Annotated in this window: 16 protein-coding genes; 10 read left to right on the top strand and 6 right to left on the bottom strand. The window is 62.4% G+C overall.

What is annotated here, in order from left to right; genetic code table 11:
• Positions 1–29 precede the first annotated feature (29 nt).
• Positions 30–1,010: a phosphate acetyltransferase gene (gene pta / locus NFR87_RS07235; RefSeq protein ID WP_251448432.1), complete on the bottom strand. Its 981-nt coding sequence runs from the start codon at positions 1,008–1,010 to the stop codon at positions 30–32.
• A 215-nt stretch (positions 1,011–1,225) separates the two neighbouring features.
• On the opposite strand from pta, the gene NFR87_RS07230 reads away from it, so the two are divergent.
• From NFR87_RS07230 to NFR87_RS07200, 7 genes are all read left to right on the top strand, one after another.
• Positions 1,226–1,936: a helix-turn-helix domain-containing protein gene (locus tag NFR87_RS07230; protein ID WP_251448430.1), complete on the top strand. Its 711-nt coding sequence runs from the start codon at positions 1,226–1,228 to the stop codon at positions 1,934–1,936.
• Positions 1,933–3,435 carry a Mur ligase family protein gene (locus NFR87_RS07225; protein ID WP_251448428.1) on the top strand — a complete coding sequence of 501 codons (1,503 nt, stop codon included), beginning with the start codon at positions 1,933–1,935 and terminating at the stop codon, positions 3,433–3,435. Before NFR87_RS07230 ends, NFR87_RS07225 begins: the two co-directional genes overlap by 4 nt.
• 59 nt (positions 3,436–3,494) lie before the next feature.
• Positions 3,495–4,106 carry a VanW family protein gene (locus tag NFR87_RS07220; RefSeq protein ID WP_251448425.1) on the top strand — a complete coding sequence of 204 codons (612 nt, stop codon included), beginning with the start codon at positions 3,495–3,497 and terminating at the stop codon, positions 4,104–4,106.
• 178 nt (positions 4,107–4,284) lie between these two features.
• Entirely contained in the window at positions 4,285–4,497 is a 213-nt protein-coding gene (locus NFR87_RS07215) for a FeoA family protein (protein WP_251448423.1), read from the top strand.
• A 16-nt stretch (positions 4,498–4,513) separates the two neighbouring features.
• Positions 4,514–4,735 carry a FeoA family protein gene (locus NFR87_RS07210; RefSeq protein WP_251448420.1) on the top strand — a complete coding sequence of 74 codons (222 nt, stop codon included), beginning with the start codon at positions 4,514–4,516 and terminating at the stop codon, positions 4,733–4,735.
• A 59-nt stretch (positions 4,736–4,794) separates the two neighbouring features.
• Positions 4,795–7,191 carry a ferrous iron transport protein B gene (gene feoB / locus NFR87_RS07205; RefSeq protein ID WP_251448417.1) on the top strand — a complete coding sequence of 799 codons (2,397 nt, stop codon included), beginning with the start codon at positions 4,795–4,797 and terminating at the stop codon, positions 7,189–7,191.
• Positions 7,192–7,202: 11 nt separating this feature from the next.
• Entirely contained in the window at positions 7,203–7,361 is a 159-nt protein-coding gene (locus NFR87_RS07200; RefSeq protein ID WP_251448415.1) for a FeoB-associated Cys-rich membrane protein, read from the top strand.
• A 76-nt stretch (positions 7,362–7,437) separates the two neighbouring features.
• On the opposite strand, the gene NFR87_RS07195 is transcribed toward NFR87_RS07200, so the two are convergent.
• Complete coding sequence (locus tag NFR87_RS07195; protein ID WP_251448412.1) at positions 7,438–7,698, bottom strand: pro-sigmaK processing inhibitor BofA family protein; 261 nt, start codon at positions 7,696–7,698, stop codon at positions 7,438–7,440.
• A gap of 14 nt (positions 7,699–7,712) precedes the next feature.
• The gene (locus NFR87_RS07190; protein WP_251448409.1) at positions 7,713–7,994 is read right to left on the bottom strand and encodes a DUF2508 family protein; all 282 of its coding nucleotides are present in this window, start codon (positions 7,992–7,994) and stop codon (positions 7,713–7,715) included.
• Positions 7,995–8,174: 180 nt separating this feature from the next.
• On the opposite strand from NFR87_RS07190, the gene NFR87_RS07185 reads away from it, so the two are divergent.
• Positions 8,175–8,543 carry a BlaI/MecI/CopY family transcriptional regulator gene (locus NFR87_RS07185; protein ID WP_251448406.1) on the top strand — a complete coding sequence of 123 codons (369 nt, stop codon included), beginning with the start codon at positions 8,175–8,177 and terminating at the stop codon, positions 8,541–8,543.
• An 83-nt stretch (positions 8,544–8,626) separates the two neighbouring features.
• On the opposite strand, the gene NFR87_RS07180 is transcribed toward NFR87_RS07185, so the two are convergent.
• Positions 8,627–10,156, bottom strand: coding sequence for a phosphodiester glycosidase family protein (locus NFR87_RS07180; RefSeq protein ID WP_251448402.1), 1,530 nt, complete (start codon positions 10,154–10,156; stop codon positions 8,627–8,629).
• A gap of 145 nt (positions 10,157–10,301) precedes the next feature.
• Here NFR87_RS07180 and typA point away from each other — a divergent pair, with 145 nt between their 5' ends.
• Positions 10,302–12,167, top strand: coding sequence for a translational GTPase TypA (gene typA, locus NFR87_RS07175; RefSeq protein ID WP_420910708.1), 1,866 nt, complete (start codon positions 10,302–10,304; stop codon positions 12,165–12,167).
• Positions 12,168–12,221: 54 nt separating this feature from the next.
• On the opposite strand, the gene NFR87_RS07170 is transcribed toward typA, so the two are convergent.
• Positions 12,222–13,478 carry a competence/damage-inducible protein A gene (locus NFR87_RS07170; RefSeq protein ID WP_251448396.1) on the bottom strand — a complete coding sequence of 419 codons (1,257 nt, stop codon included), beginning with the start codon at positions 13,476–13,478 and terminating at the stop codon, positions 12,222–12,224.
• Positions 13,479–13,756: 278 nt separating this feature from the next.
• Here NFR87_RS07170 and nifJ point away from each other — a divergent pair, with 278 nt between their 5' ends.
• Complete coding sequence (nifJ, locus tag NFR87_RS07165; RefSeq protein ID WP_251448393.1) at positions 13,757–17,293, top strand: pyruvate:ferredoxin (flavodoxin) oxidoreductase; 3,537 nt, start codon at positions 13,757–13,759, stop codon at positions 17,291–17,293.
• Between the two features lie 75 nt (positions 17,294–17,368).
• On the opposite strand, the gene thiI is transcribed toward nifJ, so the two are convergent.
• Positions 17,369–18,550: a tRNA uracil 4-sulfurtransferase ThiI gene (gene thiI, locus NFR87_RS07160; protein ID WP_251448390.1), complete on the bottom strand. Its 1,182-nt coding sequence runs from the start codon at positions 18,548–18,550 to the stop codon at positions 17,369–17,371.
• Between the last annotated feature and the right edge of the window lie 150 nt (positions 18,551–18,700).

Raw genomic sequence — 18,700 nt, 5'->3', positions numbered from 1 at the left:
TTGTATCTTTTCGCCGTGGGCAGAATAGGTTAGCTCAGGGCCGCGGTGATGATGGCCATGGAGTAGACCTCGATGGCGTTGCAGCCCCGGGAGAGGTCGTTCACCGGAGCGTTGAGGCCCAGGAGGATGGGGCCGTAGGCGTCGAAGCCGCCCAGCCGCTGGGCGATCTTGTAGCCGATGTTGCCGGCGTTGATGTCGGGGAAGATAAAGGTGTTGGCATAGCCCGCCACCGGGGAGCCGGGGAACTTCAGCTGGCCCACCGTGGGGTTGACGGCGGCGTCGAACTGCATCTCGCCGTCCACCGGGATCCCCATCATGACCGCCTTGGCCTTCTCGCAGGCGTTGTGTACCTTGTCCACCGTCTCGCCCTTGCCGGAGCCTTTGGTGGAGTAGCTCAGGAAGGCCACCTTGGGCTCCACGCCGAAGTGGCGGGCGCACTCGGTGGTCTCCACGGCGATCTCCACCAGCTCGTCCTCGGAGGGGTCGATGTTGATGGCGCAGTCGCCCATGGCCAAAACCTCCCGGTCGCCGGTGGCGTGGTCACGCACCAGGATGAAGCAGGAGGAGACGATCTTGTTGCCCGGCTTGGTCTTAATGAGCTGAAGGGCGGGACGGACGGTGTCGGCAGTGGAATAGGTGGCGCCGCCCAGCAGGCAGTCGGCCTCCTTCATCACCACCAGCATGGTGCCGAAGTAGTTGGGCTTCTGGAGCATCTCCCGGCACTCGTCGGGGGTCATCTTGCCCTTGCGCAGCTCCACCATCTTGTCCACCATCTCGTCCATGCGCTCGTAGGTCTTGGGGCTGATGATGCGGGCGCCCCGGATGTTGAAGCCGGCCTCCTCGGCGGCGTGTTTCACCTCATCCTCCTCGCCCACCAGGATGGGCGTGAGCCAGGTGCCGGCCAGCAGCCGGCCGCTGGCCTCCAGAATGCGGGGGTCGGTGCCCTCGGTAAAGACGATAGTCTTGGGATTTTTCTTGAGCTTTTCGATCATGGTGCCAAATCCAAACATTACTTTTTCCTCCTGTTTTCTTCCTTTTTGTCCCCACTGGGGGCGTTTGCCATCATTATACTCCCGGTATGGGGAAAACTCAATGTGAACTTATCCATTTTTCAAAAAAATTTCCTTTACAAATCGTATTTTCCTGACTATACTATAACTTACTGTTTTATTGCTCCACAGTGTAAGATCCTCAGAACCTAACAAACCGATTTGGAGTGTGTGATATGGAACCCAACAATGACTTTGCCCGATCCCTGTCCCTGCTGCGCCGGGAGAAGGGCGTAAGCCAGCGCTCTGCCGCCAAGGAGCTGGGCATCAGCCAGGCCCTGCTCAGCCATTACGAAAACGGCGTGCGGGAACCGGGCCTGGCCTTTGTGCGCCGGGCCTGCGACTATTACCGGGTGTCCGCTGACTTTCTGCTGGGCCGGGCATTGACCCGGGACGGCACCACCATCGGCGCCGAGGAGCTCTACGACGCCTCCGCCGAAAAGGACAACGTCATGCGGGGAAGCATCGCCGCCACGCTGAACAAAAAGCTGGTGGTGAATTCTGTGGGGGTACTCTTCGACCTGCTGGGCAAGGCCGGCAGCCGCGCCTCCATCCAGGCGGCCTCCGACTACCTCTCCGCCGCCATCTATAAGCTCTTCCGGCACCTCTCCCGTTCCGCCGGCGCCAGCGAGGATTTCTTCGCCGTGAAAAGCGGAGATTTCGTGGCCGGCTGCGTCACCGCCGACATGCTCTATTCCGAGGCCGACTATGTGGATGCCCTTTCCGAGCTTGTGAAGGAGAAGGGAAAGGAGTGCTTCCCCCCCATGAACAACGACGCGCTGAAAAACGACTTCCCCCAGGCCCACCAGTCCTTCCTCCAGCTCATCCACAACACGGGGGAGCGGATCAACTTTGACCTGGAAAACCGTTGGAAGGGGAAGAAATGACCATGCTGGAGCGTCCCCGCCTCCCCCTGGGAGCGTACTATCAGCTGCTTTTGAAAAAGGGCCTTTTGGCCGACCACACCCCCCTGTCCGCCGACCTGACAAGGCCGGTGGAGGCGGTGACCTGCGACTCCCGCTCCGCTGTGCCCGGGAGTCTTTTTATCTGTAAGGGGGCCCACTTCAAGCCGGAATACCTCCTCCAGGCACTGGAGCGGGGGGCCTTCGCCTATGTCAGCGAGACCGCCTGCGATGACGTGCCCGCCCCCTGCATCCGGGTCACGGATATCCGCGCCGCTATGGGGGAGCTGGCCGACCTGGCCTGGGGCCATCCCTCCGGGGCGCTGGAGGTCATCGGCATCACCGGGACGAAGGGGAAGACCACCACCGCCTATTTCATCAAATCCATTTTGGACTGCTGGCGGCAGCGGGAGGGGCTCCACAGTGTGGGGCTTCTCTCCACCATCGTCACCGACGACGGCGCCCAGCGGCGGCCCGCCGTCCTCACCACCCCGGAACCGCTGGACTTGCAGCGGCACCTGTGGAACGCGGCAAACGCCGGCTGCGGCTATGTGGTGATGGAGTGCTCCTCCCAGGCCCTGAAATACGGGCGCATGACCGGGGTGGACTTGGCTGTGGCCACTTTTCTCAACATTGGCGAGGATCATATCAGCCCCAAGGAGCACCCCACTTTGGAGGACTACTTTCAGTCCAAGCTGAAAATTTTCGACCACGCCAAAGCCGCCGTGGTCAACCTGGACAGCGACCGGCAGGGAGAGCTTCTGGATGCGGCGGAAAAGTGCGAAAAATGGAGCGCCTACTCCCTTCGCTTTGCCCACGGCCTGCGCCGCACCGGGGAGGGTATGTCCTTCACTGTCCATATCGGTGAAGCCGATGAGTCCTTCACCTTACCCCTCACAGGGGCGTTCAACGTCTCCAATGCCCTGTGTGCCATCTCGGTGTGCTCCATGCTGGGGGCCCCCCTGTGGGCTGTCCGGCAGGGCCTTGCCGGGGCCAGGGTTCCCGGCCGTATGGAGACTTATTCCGCCGGGGGGAAGACCGTCATCGTGGACTACGCCCACAACGGCATGGCCTTGGAGGCCCTGCTCCGCTCCGTTCAGGCCGACTACCCCGCCGCCCCCATCGCCCTGGTGTTTGGCTGCACCGGAGGCAAGGGGCTGGACCGCCGGGAGGGCATGGGGACTGCGGCGGGAAAATACGCCGACGCCATCTACCTCACCGAGGACGACCCCGGCCCCGAGGAGGTGGAGGCCATCTGCGCCGAGATCGGGAGCTATATCACCCCCTTCGGCAAGACCTATACCGTCCTCCCCGACCGGGAGGAGGCCATCCGCACCGCCATCGCCCAAACCCCCGAAGGCGGGGTGGTGGTGCTGGCGGGCAAGGGCAGCGAGATGGAACAAAAGCGGAAAAACGGCCCCGAGCCCTGCGTCCCCGACGCTCTGCTGGCCAAAAAATATCTGGAGCTCCCCCTGGGGGAATAAGCTGCCGAAGGCCGGGGGAGGAGACGTCTCTCCCAGCCCTTTTCAGAGGAGGGAGCGCTGTGGACGAGCCAAAAAAGCGATCTAAACTGCGCGCCAAAGCGGGGGCGCTCTGCTACGGCGCCGCCCGGCGGCTGCTGTGGCTGAAGCTGGAGCCCTCCTTCGCGAAAACCAGACAGGCCCAGCCCCTTTCCTGCCTTCAGTTCCGCCACGCCACCCCTATGCTGCGGCAGCTCAAGGATGTGGATATGGAGCTGCAGCGCAGCAAGGTACATAATTTAACGCTGGCGGCCGAGGCCCTGGACGGGATCCTCATCCGGCCGGGAGAGACCTTCAGCTACTGGTATCTCATTGGGAACCCCTGCCGCCGCAGGGGCTTTACCCAGGGCATGATCCTGCGCAATGACACCGACGAGTGCTTCCAGCTACTGGTGCGGGTGGGGCAGCGGGAGCTGGAGGGGGCCATTTGGGGGGAGACGCCCCCCGCCCTGCGCTACGAGATCGTGGAGCGGGGCCACGAGATGCGGGGTGAATACTGGGGCGGCTATACCCGGCACAGCCGGCTGGTCCGGCTGGTCTATGACCTGGAGGGCAGGCTGCTGTGTGAGGAACCTCTGGTGGAAAATCACGCGGTGATGATGTATTCCCCCTATCTGGAGGCCCCTGCCGAATAAGACCCTCCCATGCGGAGAACGGCTTTGCCGCCCTGCGCAAATTTTTTTGAAGAAAGGGGATTGACAAACTCAGTTAGCAGAGGTAAACTATGGTCACTTGGGAGTTAGTGCAAACTAACTCCAATCTTTGCCCCGGGCGTTAGCACCCCCTAACCCCCTGGGAAGGGAGGGAGGGCTTATGATGCCTTTATCAATGGCAAAGCCCGGCGAGAGCGTCACCATCCGCAAGATCACCGGCAGGGACGAGATACGCGCCCATCTGGCGGAGCTCGGTTTTGTGGTGGATGAGGTGGTGACGGTGGTCAGCGAATTGGCCGGAAACCTCATCTTGCAGGTGAAGGACAGCCGGGTGGCCTTGGACAAGACCATGGCAAACCGTATTATGATCTGAGAGGAGAGGAAGCAGCATGAAAACTCTGAAGGACGCCAAGGTGGGCGAGACCGTCACCGTAGCCAAGCTTCACGGAGAGGGGGCGGTGAAGCGCCGCATCATGGACATGGGCATCACAAAGGGCACGGAGCTTTTTGTCCGCAAGGTGGCCCCTCTGGGAGATCCTATGGAACTGAATGTACGGGGTTACGAGCTTTCCGTGCGGAAGGCCGACGCCGAAATGATCGAGCTGGCGTAAGCCCGGTATTCATTTTTGACCATAAGTTAGCGGACGCTAATTGAGAGGAGAGAACTGACATGGAACTGAAAATCGCGCTGGCGGGCAATCCCAACTGCGGCAAGACCACGCTGTTCAATGCCCTGACCGGCTCCAGCCAGTACGTGGGCAACTGGCCCGGCGTGACGGTGGAGAAGAAAGAGGGCAGGCTGAAGGGTCAAAAGGATGTGATCATCCAGGATCTGCCCGGCATCTATTCCCTGTCCCCCTATACGCTGGAGGAAGTGGTGAGCCGGTCGTATCTGGTGAACGAAAAGCCCGACGCCATCCTGAACATCGTAGACGGCACCAACATTGAGCGGAACCTCTACCTCACCACCCAGCTCATTGAGCTGGGTCTTCCCGTGGTGGTGGCGGTAAACATGATGGATCTGGTGCGGAAAAACGGCGACCAGATCGACCTTGACAAGCTGGGCAATGCCCTGGGCTGCACGGTGGTGAGCATGTCCGCCCTGAAAAATGAGGGCGGCATGGAAGCCGCCCAGGAGGCCGTCCGACTGGCCCAGGCCGGGAAGGCCGGGGAGCTTCCCCACGTGTTCACCGGCAGCGTGGAGCACGCCCTGGCCCATATTGAGGAATCCATCGAGGGCAAGGTGGACCCCCAGTATCTCCGCTGGTATGCCATCAAGGTCTTTGAGCGGGACGAGAAGGTCATGGAGGAGCTGAAGCTGGACCCCGGCCTGCAGTCCCACCTGGAGCAACATATCGCCGACTGCGAGGCCGAGCTGGACGACGACGCCGAGAGCATCATCACCAACCAGCGTTACGCCTACATCAGCGGCGTGGTGAACCGCTCCGTCAAAAAGAAGGCCGCTAAGCACGCCCTGTCGCTCTCCGACAAGATCGACCGGGTGGTGACCAACCGGGTGGCCGCCCTGCCCATCTTTGTGGCAGTGATGTTCCTTGTGTACGCCATCGCTATGGGCGGCTGGGGCGTGTCCATCGGCACTGCCGCCACCGACTGGGCCAACGACGGGCTGTTCGGCGACGGCTGGTTCCTCTCCGGGGGCGACGGCTACGAGGACGACGCCGGAGATTTCGAAAGCGCCGGCGCCATCATCGAGGCCTATGAAAACGGCGAGAGCGTGGTCTACTTCTACGATGACGACAGCGGCGAGACCGAGGAGGTTCCCGTGGACGCCGCCGTCTACGCCGAGGCCCAGGAGACTGTGGCCCAGTTCGGCGAGGAGGGCCCCGATCCCAGCGACTACGGCCACTGGCAGGACGGCATCCCCGTCATCGTAGGGAATTGGCTGGAGCGCATTGAATGTGCCGACTGGCTCAGCGGTCTCATCGTGGACGGCATCATCGGCGGCGTGGGCGCGGTGCTGGGCTTCGTGCCCCAGATGCTGGTGCTGTTCCTGCTCCTATCCATTTTGGAGGATGTGGGTTACATGGCCCGGATCGCCTTTATCATGGATCGGATCTTCCGCAAGTTCGGCCTCTCCGGCAAGAGCTTTATCCCCATGCTGGTGGGCACCGGCTGCGGCGTGCCCGGGGTCATGGCCTCCCGCACCATTGAAAACGAACGGGACCGGCGCATGACCATCATGACCACCTGCTTTATCCCCTGCGGGGCGAAAATGCCCATCATCGCCATGTTTGCCGCGGCTCTCTTTGGCGGCTCCACCCTGGTGGCTACCTCCGCCTATTTCATTGGTGTGGCGGCCATCATTGTATCGGGCATCATGCTGAAAAAGACAAAGGCCTTCGCCGGAGATCCGGCGCCCTTCGTCATGGAGCTGCCCCAGTACCATGTGCCCAGCGTGGGCAACGTGCTCCGGGCCACCTGGGAGCGGGGCTGGTCCTTTATCAAACGGGCGGGCACCGTGATCCTCGCCTCCTCCATCATCCTCTGGTTCCTCCAGGGCTTCGGATTTGTAGACGGGGTGTTCCAGATGGTGGAGGATTCCGACGCCTCCATCCTGGCCCTCATCGGCGGAGCCGTCTGCTGGATCTTCGCCCCTCTGGGCTTTGGCAACTGGCAGTCCACCGTGGCCACTGTCACCGGCCTCATCGCCAAAGAGAATGTGGTCTCCACCTTCCATGTCCTCTTCCCGGGCAGCAACTTTGCCGCCCAGGTGGCGATGGCCTTCACCGGCCTCAGCGCCTACTCTTTCATGATCTTCAATCTTCTTTGCGCTCCCTGCTTCGCCGCTATGGGCGCCATCAAGCGGGAGATGAACAACGCCAAGTGGACTTGGGCCGCCATCGGCTATATGTGCGGTCTTGCCTATGTGGTGAGCCTCATGGTCTATCAGCTCGGCGGGCTTATCGCCGGGGAGATCTCCTTCGGCCCGGGTACCGTCGCCGCCCTTGTGTGTCTGGTGGGGATGGTCTACCTGCTGGTGCGGAAGAATAAGTATGAGAAGAACGACCTGACTGTCCGCTCCGTCTCCGCCGCGGCGGTCAAGTAAGGAGGCACCCTATGCCCAATTTGTCCACTGTTCTGGTCGGTCTCGTGGTGCTGGGGATCTTCGTGGCCATTGTGGCCCGGGGCATCCGCAACAGAAAGAGTGGCAAAGGCGGCTGCTCCTGCGGCTGCGACCAGTGTCCGGGACACGATCTGTGCCATCCGGAGAAATAACATCGCGTTCTACACCTCAATATACCTCACTTCAGGGAAAGCCCCCGCCAAACAGAGTTTGGCGGGGGCTTTCACCCTATGTACGCAGCGTCCATTTCAGCAGCATCAGAAGTCCGAAACCGGGAGCGCCGAAGAGTCCCAGCACCAGCGCGTTAAAAAGATTCACCCCCAGGCCCACTCCCAGGAAATTCCCCAGGGGGGCAAACAGGCTCAAAAAGGCCAGACCCACCCCGGTGCGGGCGAGGAGGCGCAGCAGCGACCTCAGGGGCCGGCGCAGCAGACACAGGGCCAACACGAGCAGCAGACTCCCTGCCAGCCAGGGCAGGGAGTCGCTCAAACCGCCGGGGCCCATCACATCACCGGCAGCGCGGAGGGCTGGGGGCCCTCCGCCGGGGCATTTTGCGCCTCCAGCGCCTTGCGCTGGCGCAGGAGGTAGGAGTACCGGGCCTGAAGGGCCTGGATCTCATAGATAAAGGACTCTACCAGCTCCTGATCTGTGACGGAATTGAACCCGGCGTAGGCCTGGGCCAGCTGAAGACGGGTCTGCTCCAGGCTGCCCTCCAACTCCAGGCGCAGAGCCTCCTCTTCCCGGCCCCGGCGGCCCCGAAAGACGCCCTTTCTGCCTCCCTTCATGATCTCCACCTTCCTTTCTTCACCATTCTATGGAAAGTGTGGACAAATATTCCCCCGGTTATACCGGCGCTCTTTTCCAAAGAAAACCAGGATATCCGCCCCTTTATCTTGACATTTCTCCCCAAATCGTATATTCTTATAAAAATAGTTGCTTTATATAAGAGGAATTGAGGGATCGCTATGTCTGATTACGCCAGCCGCCGCATTTCCGAGGCCGAGCTCTCTGTGATGGAGGTGCTCTGGGACACCGGGGCCGCCATGACCGCCAAAGAGCTTCAGAGCACCCTGAAGGACACCAGAGGGTGGGAGCGCACCACCGTCCGTTCCCTGCTGACCCGGCTGGCGGAAAAGGGCTCCATCGTGGTGGACAAAGACGCCGACGTGGCCACCTATGCCGCCGGCTTTACCAAGGCCGACTACGGCTGGGATCTGGCGGAGGTGCTCATTTCCCGGCTCTACGGCGGGGACGCCAAGGCCCTAACCATGGCCATGTGCCAGCACGGGTGCCTCAACCGCAAGGATCTCAGCGACATGGAGTTCCACCTGTAATATGCTCCTGAATATGCGCCGCGCCCCATTGCGATCCCTGTTTTGCAGGGCCGCAATGGGGCGCGGTTTTGTCTTATCTCATCTTACTCCGCCACAAAAATTTGCAGTGTAGAGGTGATCTCTCGACCCGGAGTGGAAAAGAACTGGCCGTTATAGTACATGCCTGTGGAGGCGCCGCCGTCCATATTGATGGCTTCCACACAGCCCAGCTGGAGCATAAGCTCCCGCATCTGCTGAATGGTGGCGGCCGGACAATTCACCAGCAGGAGCGTCCCATCCGCCCGGAGCCCCACCGCCGTCCGGGAGCTGACCCCGTAGCCGAAGCGTCCGGCATCGGCAATGACCTCAGGCTCCTCATAGGTCTCTATGGCGCCGGCCCGCACCAGTCTGGGGGCGCCGCTGACCATGGTCACCACGTTTTCCATGGAAAAAGGCTCGTTGTTGTCCGTCTGCAGGTAGGGCGCCATTTTCACCTGCCGCCCCTCCTCCGGCGTGCAGTGCCAGTCCGTGGAGGCCGTCTCAGCGCTGAAATAAACCGCATATCCGTCGGCGGGGATGGTGATGGTATCCCCCGCCGCCACCGAAGCGTAGCCGGCGAGGCGCTCACCGGACACCGTCATCACAAAGCCCGGGTAGCTCACCGGGGCGGAACTCCCTCTGGCGGGGGTGTAGAGCACCGCCTGATTTGCCATCTGCGCCAGCTGGTTGACCTCAAAGGCATCCCACCAGAGATAGCCGCCGCCGTCGCAGGTCTCGATGCGGTAAAAAAGTCCCGGCCGGCCGATGCTGGCCCTGTTGTCTGCGGTGATGGCCAGAGTGGAACGCCCGCTGCTTCCGTAGACCATCTCACCACCGATCATCAGATGGCCCACCGGATCCTTCACCGCACTGCCCGAGTTGAAGAAGTTGGCGTTGATCACCGCCCGGGCGCCGGAGGTCTGTGCCACAGTCTGAAAGCTGCGGGTGTTGTTCAGCTGTCCGTCGGGCAGGGCCGCCTTCACCGTGACCCTGGGATCGGTCATGTCCACACTCACCACGTTTGCGCTCACCGTACCGCTGGGGAGGGCATACTGCTGGGTGGACAGGCGCACACAGTCCCCGTCCGTCCCGGCGGTCTCCACATAGACGCCCCGGGTCTCATCCCAGCCCACCACAAAGCCCAGGGCCGCGCCCAGATCCCGGAGGCGATAGTAGGTAAAGCCGCCATCCTCTGCGTCTGTCAGCAGAATAGCGCCAATGTCCACCCGCTCGCCGTCGACCTTGGTTTCACTGTCGCTGAAGAGATAGGGCCAGTCCTTCCCGCCGAAGGGGTCGGTCATTTCGCTGCCGTTGGGCACATAGGCCTGCCCTGTGACGATATTGATGGCTCCATCCCAGGTCACGTTGAACTGAGCGGGGGTGCCGTTGAGGATCTGGGCGATGTCCCGGAGCTTGACGTAGTTCATATCAAAGCCGTACTCGTCCTTCAGCGCGTACATCTGAAAACTCACCGGGGCGCCATCCACGTCCACCGTCTGGTGGGAGACATAGGCCATGTTCTCCTGCTGCTGCGTCGCCATCGCCGGCGTCACCAGCAGCAGCGCCAGCACAGCGGCCATTGCCTTGTGCTTCATCTCACATTCTCCTCTCAAGTAAGACATTCCCCCGGGTGAAATGGTGGTTTTCCCATTTTTCCACCCTTTTCAGGTGGAAATAGTATACGCTCCGCCAGGGAAAATGGCAAGAAAAAGATTGATTTCCCCGGTTTGTTAGAGTATAATGTGTAGCCGTATTGAGAAAAAAGGATTTGAGGTGCGAAACGTGCAGGATCAGCATTTGAGAAACGTGGCCATCATCGCCCACGTGGACCACGGCAAGACCACTCTGGTGGACGAGATGCTCAAGCAGGGCGGCATCTACCGGGAAAACCAGGCCACTGTAGACCGGGTCATGGACTCCGGCGATCTGGAGCGGGAGCGGGGCATCACCATCCTGGCCAAGAATACCGCCGTCCACTATAAGGACGTGAAGATCAACATCGTGGACACCCCGGGCCACGCCGACTTCGGCGGCGAGGTGGAGCGCATTTTGAAGATGGTCAACGGCGTCATCCTTCTGGTGGACGCCGCCGAGGGCCCCATGCCCCAGACCCGGTTCGTGCTCTCCAAGGCCCTGGAGCTGGGCCACCGGGTCATCGTGGTAGTCAACAAGATCGACCGGCCCGACCAGCGCATCCACGAGGTGTGCGACGAGGTGCTGGAGCTGCTGATGGACTTGAACGCCACCCAGGAGCAGTTCGATTCCCCCACCCTCTTCTGCTCCGGACGCAACGGCACTGCCAGCTACTCCCCTGACGAGCCGGGAGTGGATCTGCAGCCCCTGTTCGACACCATTCTGGACTATATCCCCGCCCCTGAGGCGGACGCCGCCGCTCCCTTCCAGATGCTGGTCTCCTCCATCGACTACAACGAGTTTGTGGGCCGCATCGCCATCGGCCGTATCGAGCGGGGCGCCATCAAGCAGAACGATGAGATCGCGGTGTGCAACTTCCACACCCCTGATAGCGCCCCAAAAAAGGCCAAGGCCACCGCCATCTACGAGTATGACGGCCTGGCCAAGGTGCCCGTCACCGAGGCCACAGCGGGCAATATCATCGCCATGAGCGGCATCGGCGACATCACCATTGGCGACACCATCTGCGCCCCCGCCGCCGTCGAGCCCATGGAGTTTGTGAAGATCTCCGCCCCCACCCTGGAGATGACCTTCTCGGTCAACGACTCCCCCTTTGCCGGCCGGGAGGGCAAGTTCGTCACCTCCCGCCAGCTGCGGGAGCGGCTGTTCCGGGAGACCCTGAAGGACGTGTCCCTCCGGGTCACCGAGACCGACAACACCGACTCCTTCAACGTGGCCGGCCGGGGGGAGATGAGCCTTTCCATCCTCATCGAGACCATGCGCCGGGAGGGTTACGAGTTCCAGGTCTCGCCCCCCCGGGTGCTCTATCAGGAGATCGACGGCAAAAAGTGCGAGCCCATCGAGCGGCTGGTGGTGGACGTGCCCGCCGACTATGTGGGCTCTGTCATCGAGGCCATCGGCAAGCGCAAGGGCGATATGCTGGACATGAACCCTGTGGGTGACCGGATGAAGGTACAGTTCCTGGTGCCCTCCCGGGGCCTGTTCGGCTACCGCAACGAGTTCCTCACCGCCACCAAGGGGGAGGGCATCATGGCCTCTGTCTTTGAGTGCTACGCCCCCATGAAGGGAGAGATCGCCCGGCGGAATACGGGCAGCCTGGTGGCCTTCGAGACCGGCGAGGCGGTGACCTACGGCCTGTTCAACGCCCAGGAGCGGGGCGTGCTGTTCATCGGCGCGGGCGTGCCCGTCTACGCGGGCATGATCGTGGGCGAGTGTCCCAAGCAGGAGGACATCAGCGTCAACATCTGCAAGAAAAAGCAGCTGACCAACATGCGGGCCTCCGGCTCCGACGAGGCCCTGCGCCTCACGCCCCCCCGGCAGATGAGCCTGGAGCAGGATCTGGAGTTCCTGGCCGACGACGAGCTGCTGGAGGTCACCCCGGAGAACCTGCGCCTTCGCAAGCGGGTGCTGGATCACGGCGAGCGGATGCGCATTGCCAGCAAAAAGAAGTAAACAGGCGAAAAGAAAGCCCCGAACCAGTCTGGTTCGGGGCTTTTTCTATCCTTTTTACAGCGGCAGGCCGGCCAGCCGCCGGCGCAGCAGATCAAACCCGTGGGAGGCGGCCACGGTGCGCACCCGGTCGCGGGGGCCGGCGGCGTGGATCTCCCGGACGTGCTCCCCTCCGTCCCAGGCCAGGGCCACATACACCAGTCCCACCGGGTTGCCCCGGTCGTCGCTGTCAGGGCCCGCCACTCCGGTGAAGGCCAGGGCCAGGTCGGAGCCTGTCAGCGCCCGGACCCCCTGGGCCATGGCCCGGGCCACCGGCTCGGACACCGCCCCCTGCTCCTCCAGAAGGGGCTGGGGCACCTTCAGCACATTGGCCTTCACCTCATTGGTATAACTCACCACACCGCCCTTGAAAACGGCGGAGGCCCCCGGCAGGTCGGTGAACCGCTTGGCGGCAAGCCCTCCGGTACAGCTCTCGGCAACGGAGAGGGTGAGCCCCTTTTCCTTCATCTGCTCCAGGCACACCCACTCCAGGGAGGGCACGTCCACCCCATAGACCAGGGGGCCGAACTGCTCTTTCAGCGCAGCCTCCGCCGGGGCGATGAGGGCCAGGGCGGCGGTTTCCTCGGCGGCCTTGGCCGTAAGGCGCAGCTCCACCTCCCCCTCCTTGGCGTAGGGAGCCAGGGTGGGATTGGTCATGGAATTCATCCTGTCCCGCAGCCGGCTCTCCACGCTGGACTCCCCCATGCCGAACAGCCGCAGGGAGCGGCTGACGATGACCCCGTCGGTGAGCTTGGACAGGTAGGGAATGGCCCGGTATTGGAGCATGGGCCCGCACTCCGAAGGGGGGCCGGGGAGCATGAGGACGTGGATCCCTTCCGCCTCAAAGCCACAGCCCGGGGCGGTGCCCCAGTCGTTTTGAAAGGGGACGCAGCCCTCGGGAAGGTAGGCCTGCTGGTAGTTGTTCTCCGTCATATTTCCCGTTCCCGGATGGAGCTTGCGGAAATAGGCCTCCATCCGCCGGGCGGCCTCTTCATTATATATAAGCTTTTTCCCAAAGCACGCGGCCAGTACGTTCTTGGTCAGGTCGTCGCAGGTGGGGCCCAGGCCGCCGGTGGTGATGATCACGTCGGCCCGGGTCTTGGCGGTCTCCACCGCCTGGCGCAGGCGCTGGGGATTGTCCCCCACCACCGTGTGGAAGTAGACGTTGATCCCCAGGGCGGACAGGGCCTTGGAGACGGTCTGGGCGTCGGTGTTGGCAATGGAACCCAGGAGCAGTTCCGTTCCCACCGCGATGAGCTCGGCAGTATGGGGCATGGCAGAGACTTCCTTTCCGCTGGTTTTTCAGTAGTATACCACAAAACAGGGCGGCAAGGCAAAAAATCTCCCCTCTCTGTGTGAAATATTAGACGACCCGGTACAATTTATCATGCTTTTTGCCATTCCTGAGAAAATAACGTGTTTTTTACACAAAAAAATGTTCTCCAAACCCAAACAGACGGTTTACAAATGCCAAAACAGGTGATAGAATAGGGGCGATGCTTAATAACCGATTCGATCATCGCGCAAATAACCTGAAGGAGGAATCGTTCAACATGGCAAGACAGTTCAAATCTATGGACGGTAACACCGCGGCCGCGCACGTAAGCTACGCGTTTACCGAGGTGGCGGGCATCTACCCCATCACGCCGTCCAGCCCCATGGCCGACTATGTCGACCAGTGGGCCGCCGCAGGCCGCAAGAACATCTTCGGCAACCCCGTCCGGGTCATCGAGATGCAGTCTGAGGCCGGCGCCGCCGGCACCGTCCACGGCTCCCTGGCCGCGGGCGCCCTGACCACTACCTACACCGCTTCCCAGGGCCTGCTCCTCATGATCCCCAACATGTACAAGATCTCCGGTGAGCTGCTCCCCGGCGTGTTCCACGTGTCCGCCCGTACCGTGGCCACCCACGCCCTGAACATCTTCGGCGATCACTCCGACGTAATGGCCTGCCGCCAGACCGGCTTTGCCATGCTGGCCGAGGGCAACGTCCAGGAGGTCATGGATCTGGGCGCTGTGGCCCACCTGGCCGCCATCAAGGGCCGGGTGCCCTTCCTCAACTTCTTCGACGGCTTCCGCACCTCTCACGAGATCCAGAAGATCCAGATCTGGGACTACGACGATCTGGCCGAGATGGTGGACATGGACGCCATCAAGGAGTTCCGCGCCCGGGCTCTGAACCCCGAGCATCCTGTGATGCGCGGCTCTCACGAGAACGGCGACATCTTCTTCCAGCACCGCGAGGCCTGCAACAAGTACTATGACGCCGTTCCCGGCATCGTGGAAGAGTACATGGCCAAGGTCAACGCCAAGCTGGGCACCGACTATCAGCTGTTCAACTACTATGGCGCCCCCGACGCCGACCGGGTCATCGTGGCCATGGGCTCCATCTGCGACGTGGCGGAGGAGGTCATCGACTACCTCAACGCCCACGGCGAGAAGGTGGGCCTGGTCAAGGTGCGCCTGTACCGCCCCTTCCGGGCCGACAAGCTCATCGCCGCCATCCCCGCCACCGCCAAGAAGATCGCCGTGCTCGACCGCACCAAGGAGCCCGGCAGCCTGGGCGAGCCTCTCTACCAGGACGTGATCTCCGCGCTGTTCGAGCAGGGCGTCACCGACAAGACCGTCATCGGCGGCCGGTACGGCCTGGGCTCCAAGGACACCCCGCCCTCCAGCGTCTTCGCTGTCTATGAGGAGCTGAGCAAGGCCAGCCCCAAGCGGGAGTTCACCATCGGCATCGTGGACGACGTCACCGGCCTGAGCCTGCCCGAGCACGAGTGCCCCAACACCGCCACCCCCGGCACCATCGAGTGCAAGTTCTGGGGTCTGGGCGGCGACGGCACCGTGGGTGCCAACAAGAACTCCACCAAAATCATCGGCGACCACACCGACAAGTATATCCAGGCGTACTTCCAGTACGACTCCAAGAAGACCGGCGGCGTGACGGTGAGCCACCTGCGCTTCGGCGACAAGCCCATCCGCGCCCCCTACTATATCAACAAGGCCGACTTCGTGGCCTGCCACGTGCCCGCCTACATTGTCAAGGGCTTCCCCATGGTTCGCGACGTGAAGGACGGCGGCACCTTCCTCATCAACTGCCAGTGGAGCGATGAGGAGCTGGATAAGCACATGCCCGCCGTGGCCAAGCGCTACATCGCCGAGCACAACATTCAGGTCTACACCATCAACGCCATCGACCTGGCTATCGAGATCGGCATGGGCAAGCGCACCAACACCATCCTTCAGTCCGCCTTCTTCGCTCTGGCCAACATCATGCCCGCCGACAAGGCCATCGAGTTCATGAAGGACGCCGCCACCCACTCCTACCTGAAGAAGGGCCAGGACGTGGTGGATATGAACCACAAGGCCATCGACCTGGGCGCCACCGCCTTCAAGAAGTTCAACGTGCCCGCCTCCTGGGCCACCGCTCAGGACGCCCCCAAGGTCTCTGTCCACAAGGGCCGTCCCGCCGTGGTGAAGATGGTGGAGGATCTGATGGAGCCCATCGGCCGTATGGACGGCGATTCCCTCCCCGTGTCCGCCTTCTATGAAAACGGCCACGTGGACGGCACCTTCCAGCAGGGCGCTTCCGCTTACGAGAAGCGGGGCGTGGCCGTCACCGTTCCCGCCTGGGATCAGGACAAGTGCATCCAGTGCAACCAGTGCGCCTACGTCTGCCCCCACGCCACCATCCGTCCCTTCGCCCTCACTGAGGAGGAGGCCAAGGCCGCTCCCGCGGGCGCCAAGATCGTGGACGTGAAGGCCGGCAAGGGCAAGGGCGTGTACAAGTACACCATGGCCGTCTCCCCCCTGGACTGCATGGGCTGCGGCGTGTGCGTGGGTATCTGCCCCACCAACGCCATCACCATGGAGCCCCAGGAGAGCCAGCTGGGCCAGCAGGCCACCTTCGACTACTGTGTGGATAAGGTCGCCGAGAAGGCCGATATGACCGGTGTGACCAGCGTGAAGGACAGCCAGTTCAAGCAGCCCCTGCTGGAGTTCTCCGGCTCCTGCGCCGGCTGTGCCGAGACCGCTTACGGCCGCCTGGTGACCCAGGTCTGCGGCGACCGGATGTACGTCTCCAACGCCACCGGCTGCTCCTCCATCTGGGGCGGCCCGGCCGCTACCAGCCCCTACACCGTCAACAAGGAGGGCAAGGGTCCCGCTTGGGCCAACAGCCTCTTTGAGGACAACGCCGAGCACGGCCTGGGCTTCTACTATGGCCAGAAGGCCATCCGTGACCGCCTGACCGGCAAGCTGGAGGCTCTGTCCGCCAGCGCTCCCGCTGACGTGAAATCCGCCATCCAGGCTTGGATGGACACCAAGGACGACGGCGCTGCCAATGCCGAGCCCACCAAGGCTCTGGTGGCCGCTCTGGAGAAGTGCGGCTGCGAGGCCAGCAAGGAGATCCTGGAGTACAAGGAGTTCCTGGCCAAGAAGTCCATCTGGATCTTCGGCGGCGACGGCTGGGCCTACGACATCGGCTTCGGCGGCCTGGATCATGTTCTGGCCTCCGGCGAGGACGTGAACGTCTTCGTCTTCGATACCGAGGTCTACTCCAACACCGGCGGCCAGGCCTCCAAGGCCACCAACTTCGGCGCTGTGGCCCAGTTTGCCGCCGCCGGCAAGAACACCGCCAAGAAGAGCCTGGCTGAGATCGCCATGAGCTACGGCTACGTCTACGTGGCCCAGGTGGCCATGGGCGCCAATCCCAACCAGACCCTCACCGCCATCCGCGAGGCCGAGGCCTATCACGGCACCTCCATCATCATCGGCTACTCCCCCTGTGAGATGCACTCCATCAAGGGCGGCATGCTCCACTGCCAGGACGAGATGAAGAAGGCCGTGGAGTGCGGCTACTGGAACCTGTTCCGGTTCAACCCCGCCGCCAAGGCCGAGGGCAAGAACCCCTTCACCCTGGATTCCAAGGCCCCCGCTGGCGGCTATCAGGAGTTCCTGATGAACGAGGCCCGTTACTCCGCTCTGACCCGCTCCTTCCCCGAGCGCGCCAAGGAGCTCTTCGCCAAGAACGAGGAGGCTGCCAAGGCCCGGTACGAGCACCTGACCAGACTGGTGGAGCTGTACAAGTAAGACAGTTTCCCCGCCTGGTTTTCAAGGAAAACAAAAAGCCCCCCGGACGATCGTCCGGGGGGCTTTTTTCTCTTTTCAGCCCTTATCGGCGCTGATGTGGATGCGCTCGACGCCGTCTACAGCGGCCTGCACCAGGCCCTCCACGTCCAGCTTCTCCTCCGCCCGCAGGCACTCGGCCAGGGTGGGCTTGAGCCGGGGGTGCTTGGGAGTAAATACAGTACAGCAGTCCTCGTAGGGGAGGATGGAGGTCTCAAAGGCCCCGATCTTCCGGGAAATGCGCACGATCTCCTCCTTGTCCATGCCCACCACCGGGCGGAAGATGGGCAGGTCGGTGACCGCGCCGGTGCAGCGCATGGCCTCCATGGTCTGGGAGGCCACCTGGCCCAAGCTCTCGCCGGTGACCAGGGCGCCGGCGCCGGTGCGCTTCGCCACCGCCCCGGCAATGCGCATCATAAACCGGCGCATCAGGATGGTAAAGAGCTCCTCGGGGCAGGAGCGGCGCAGCTCCTCCTGAATGGCAGTGAAGGGCACCACATGGACTACCAGCCGGCCCGTCCAGGGGGTCAGGATCTTCGCCAGATCCAGCACCTTCTGTTTGGCCTCCGGAGAGGTGTAGGGGTAGGAGAAAAAGTGCACCATTTCCAAACACAATCCCCGCTTGGCCATCATCCAGGAGGCCACGGGGGAGTCAATCCCCCCGGACAGAAGGCTCACAGCCCGGCCGCCCATGCCCACGGGAAGGCCGCCGGCGCCGGGCTCAGTGTCGCCATGGACGAAGGCGGCGGTGTCCCGCACCTCCACATAGACCGTGAGATCTGGATGGTGCATATCGGCGGTAAGGTGGGGATAGGCGTCGTCCAGCTCCCCGCCCAGATACTGCGCCAGCTGGATGGAGTTCAGGGGAAAGGCCTTGTCGGAGCGCTTGCACTCCACCTTGAAGGTCTTGGCCGCCAAAAGCTGAGGGCCAAGGAACTCCTTGACGGCGGAGAGCATGGCCTCCTTATCCTTCTCACAGGCCCGGCAGCGGCACACCCCCGCCGCGCCAAAGACCTTTTTCATGGCCTCGAAGGCGGCGTCCATGTCGCAGTCATCGCCCTTGGGCTCCACATAGGTGATGGATTGCTTGGTGGAGACCTTGAACTCGCCGCAGGTGTGGAGCCTGCGGCGGGCATTGGCCATAAGCTGTTCCTCAAAATTGTGGCGGTTCAGGCCCTTCAAGACCAGCTCGCCCAGCTTCAAAAGGATGATATCGTTCATAGGAAAAGCTCCCTTTTTCTTTCCTCCGGCCCACAGGGCCGTGAATTCCCAAATACGCAGTCATTTTATCATGGGCCGGAGGCTTTGTCCAGCGTCCGGCGGCGTATCCGCCCTGGAAGTGTAAAAAAGCGGCCGCCCGGAGGAGCGGCC

Origin of the sequence: Vermiculatibacterium agrestimuris, from assembly GCF_943193085.1 — a bacterium.
Taxonomy (GTDB): domain Bacteria; phylum Bacillota; class Clostridia; order Oscillospirales; family Oscillospiraceae; genus Vermiculatibacterium; species Vermiculatibacterium agrestimuris.
The sequence above is the reverse complement of the archived record's forward strand: the minus strand, read 5'-3'. Positions and strand labels throughout refer to the sequence as shown.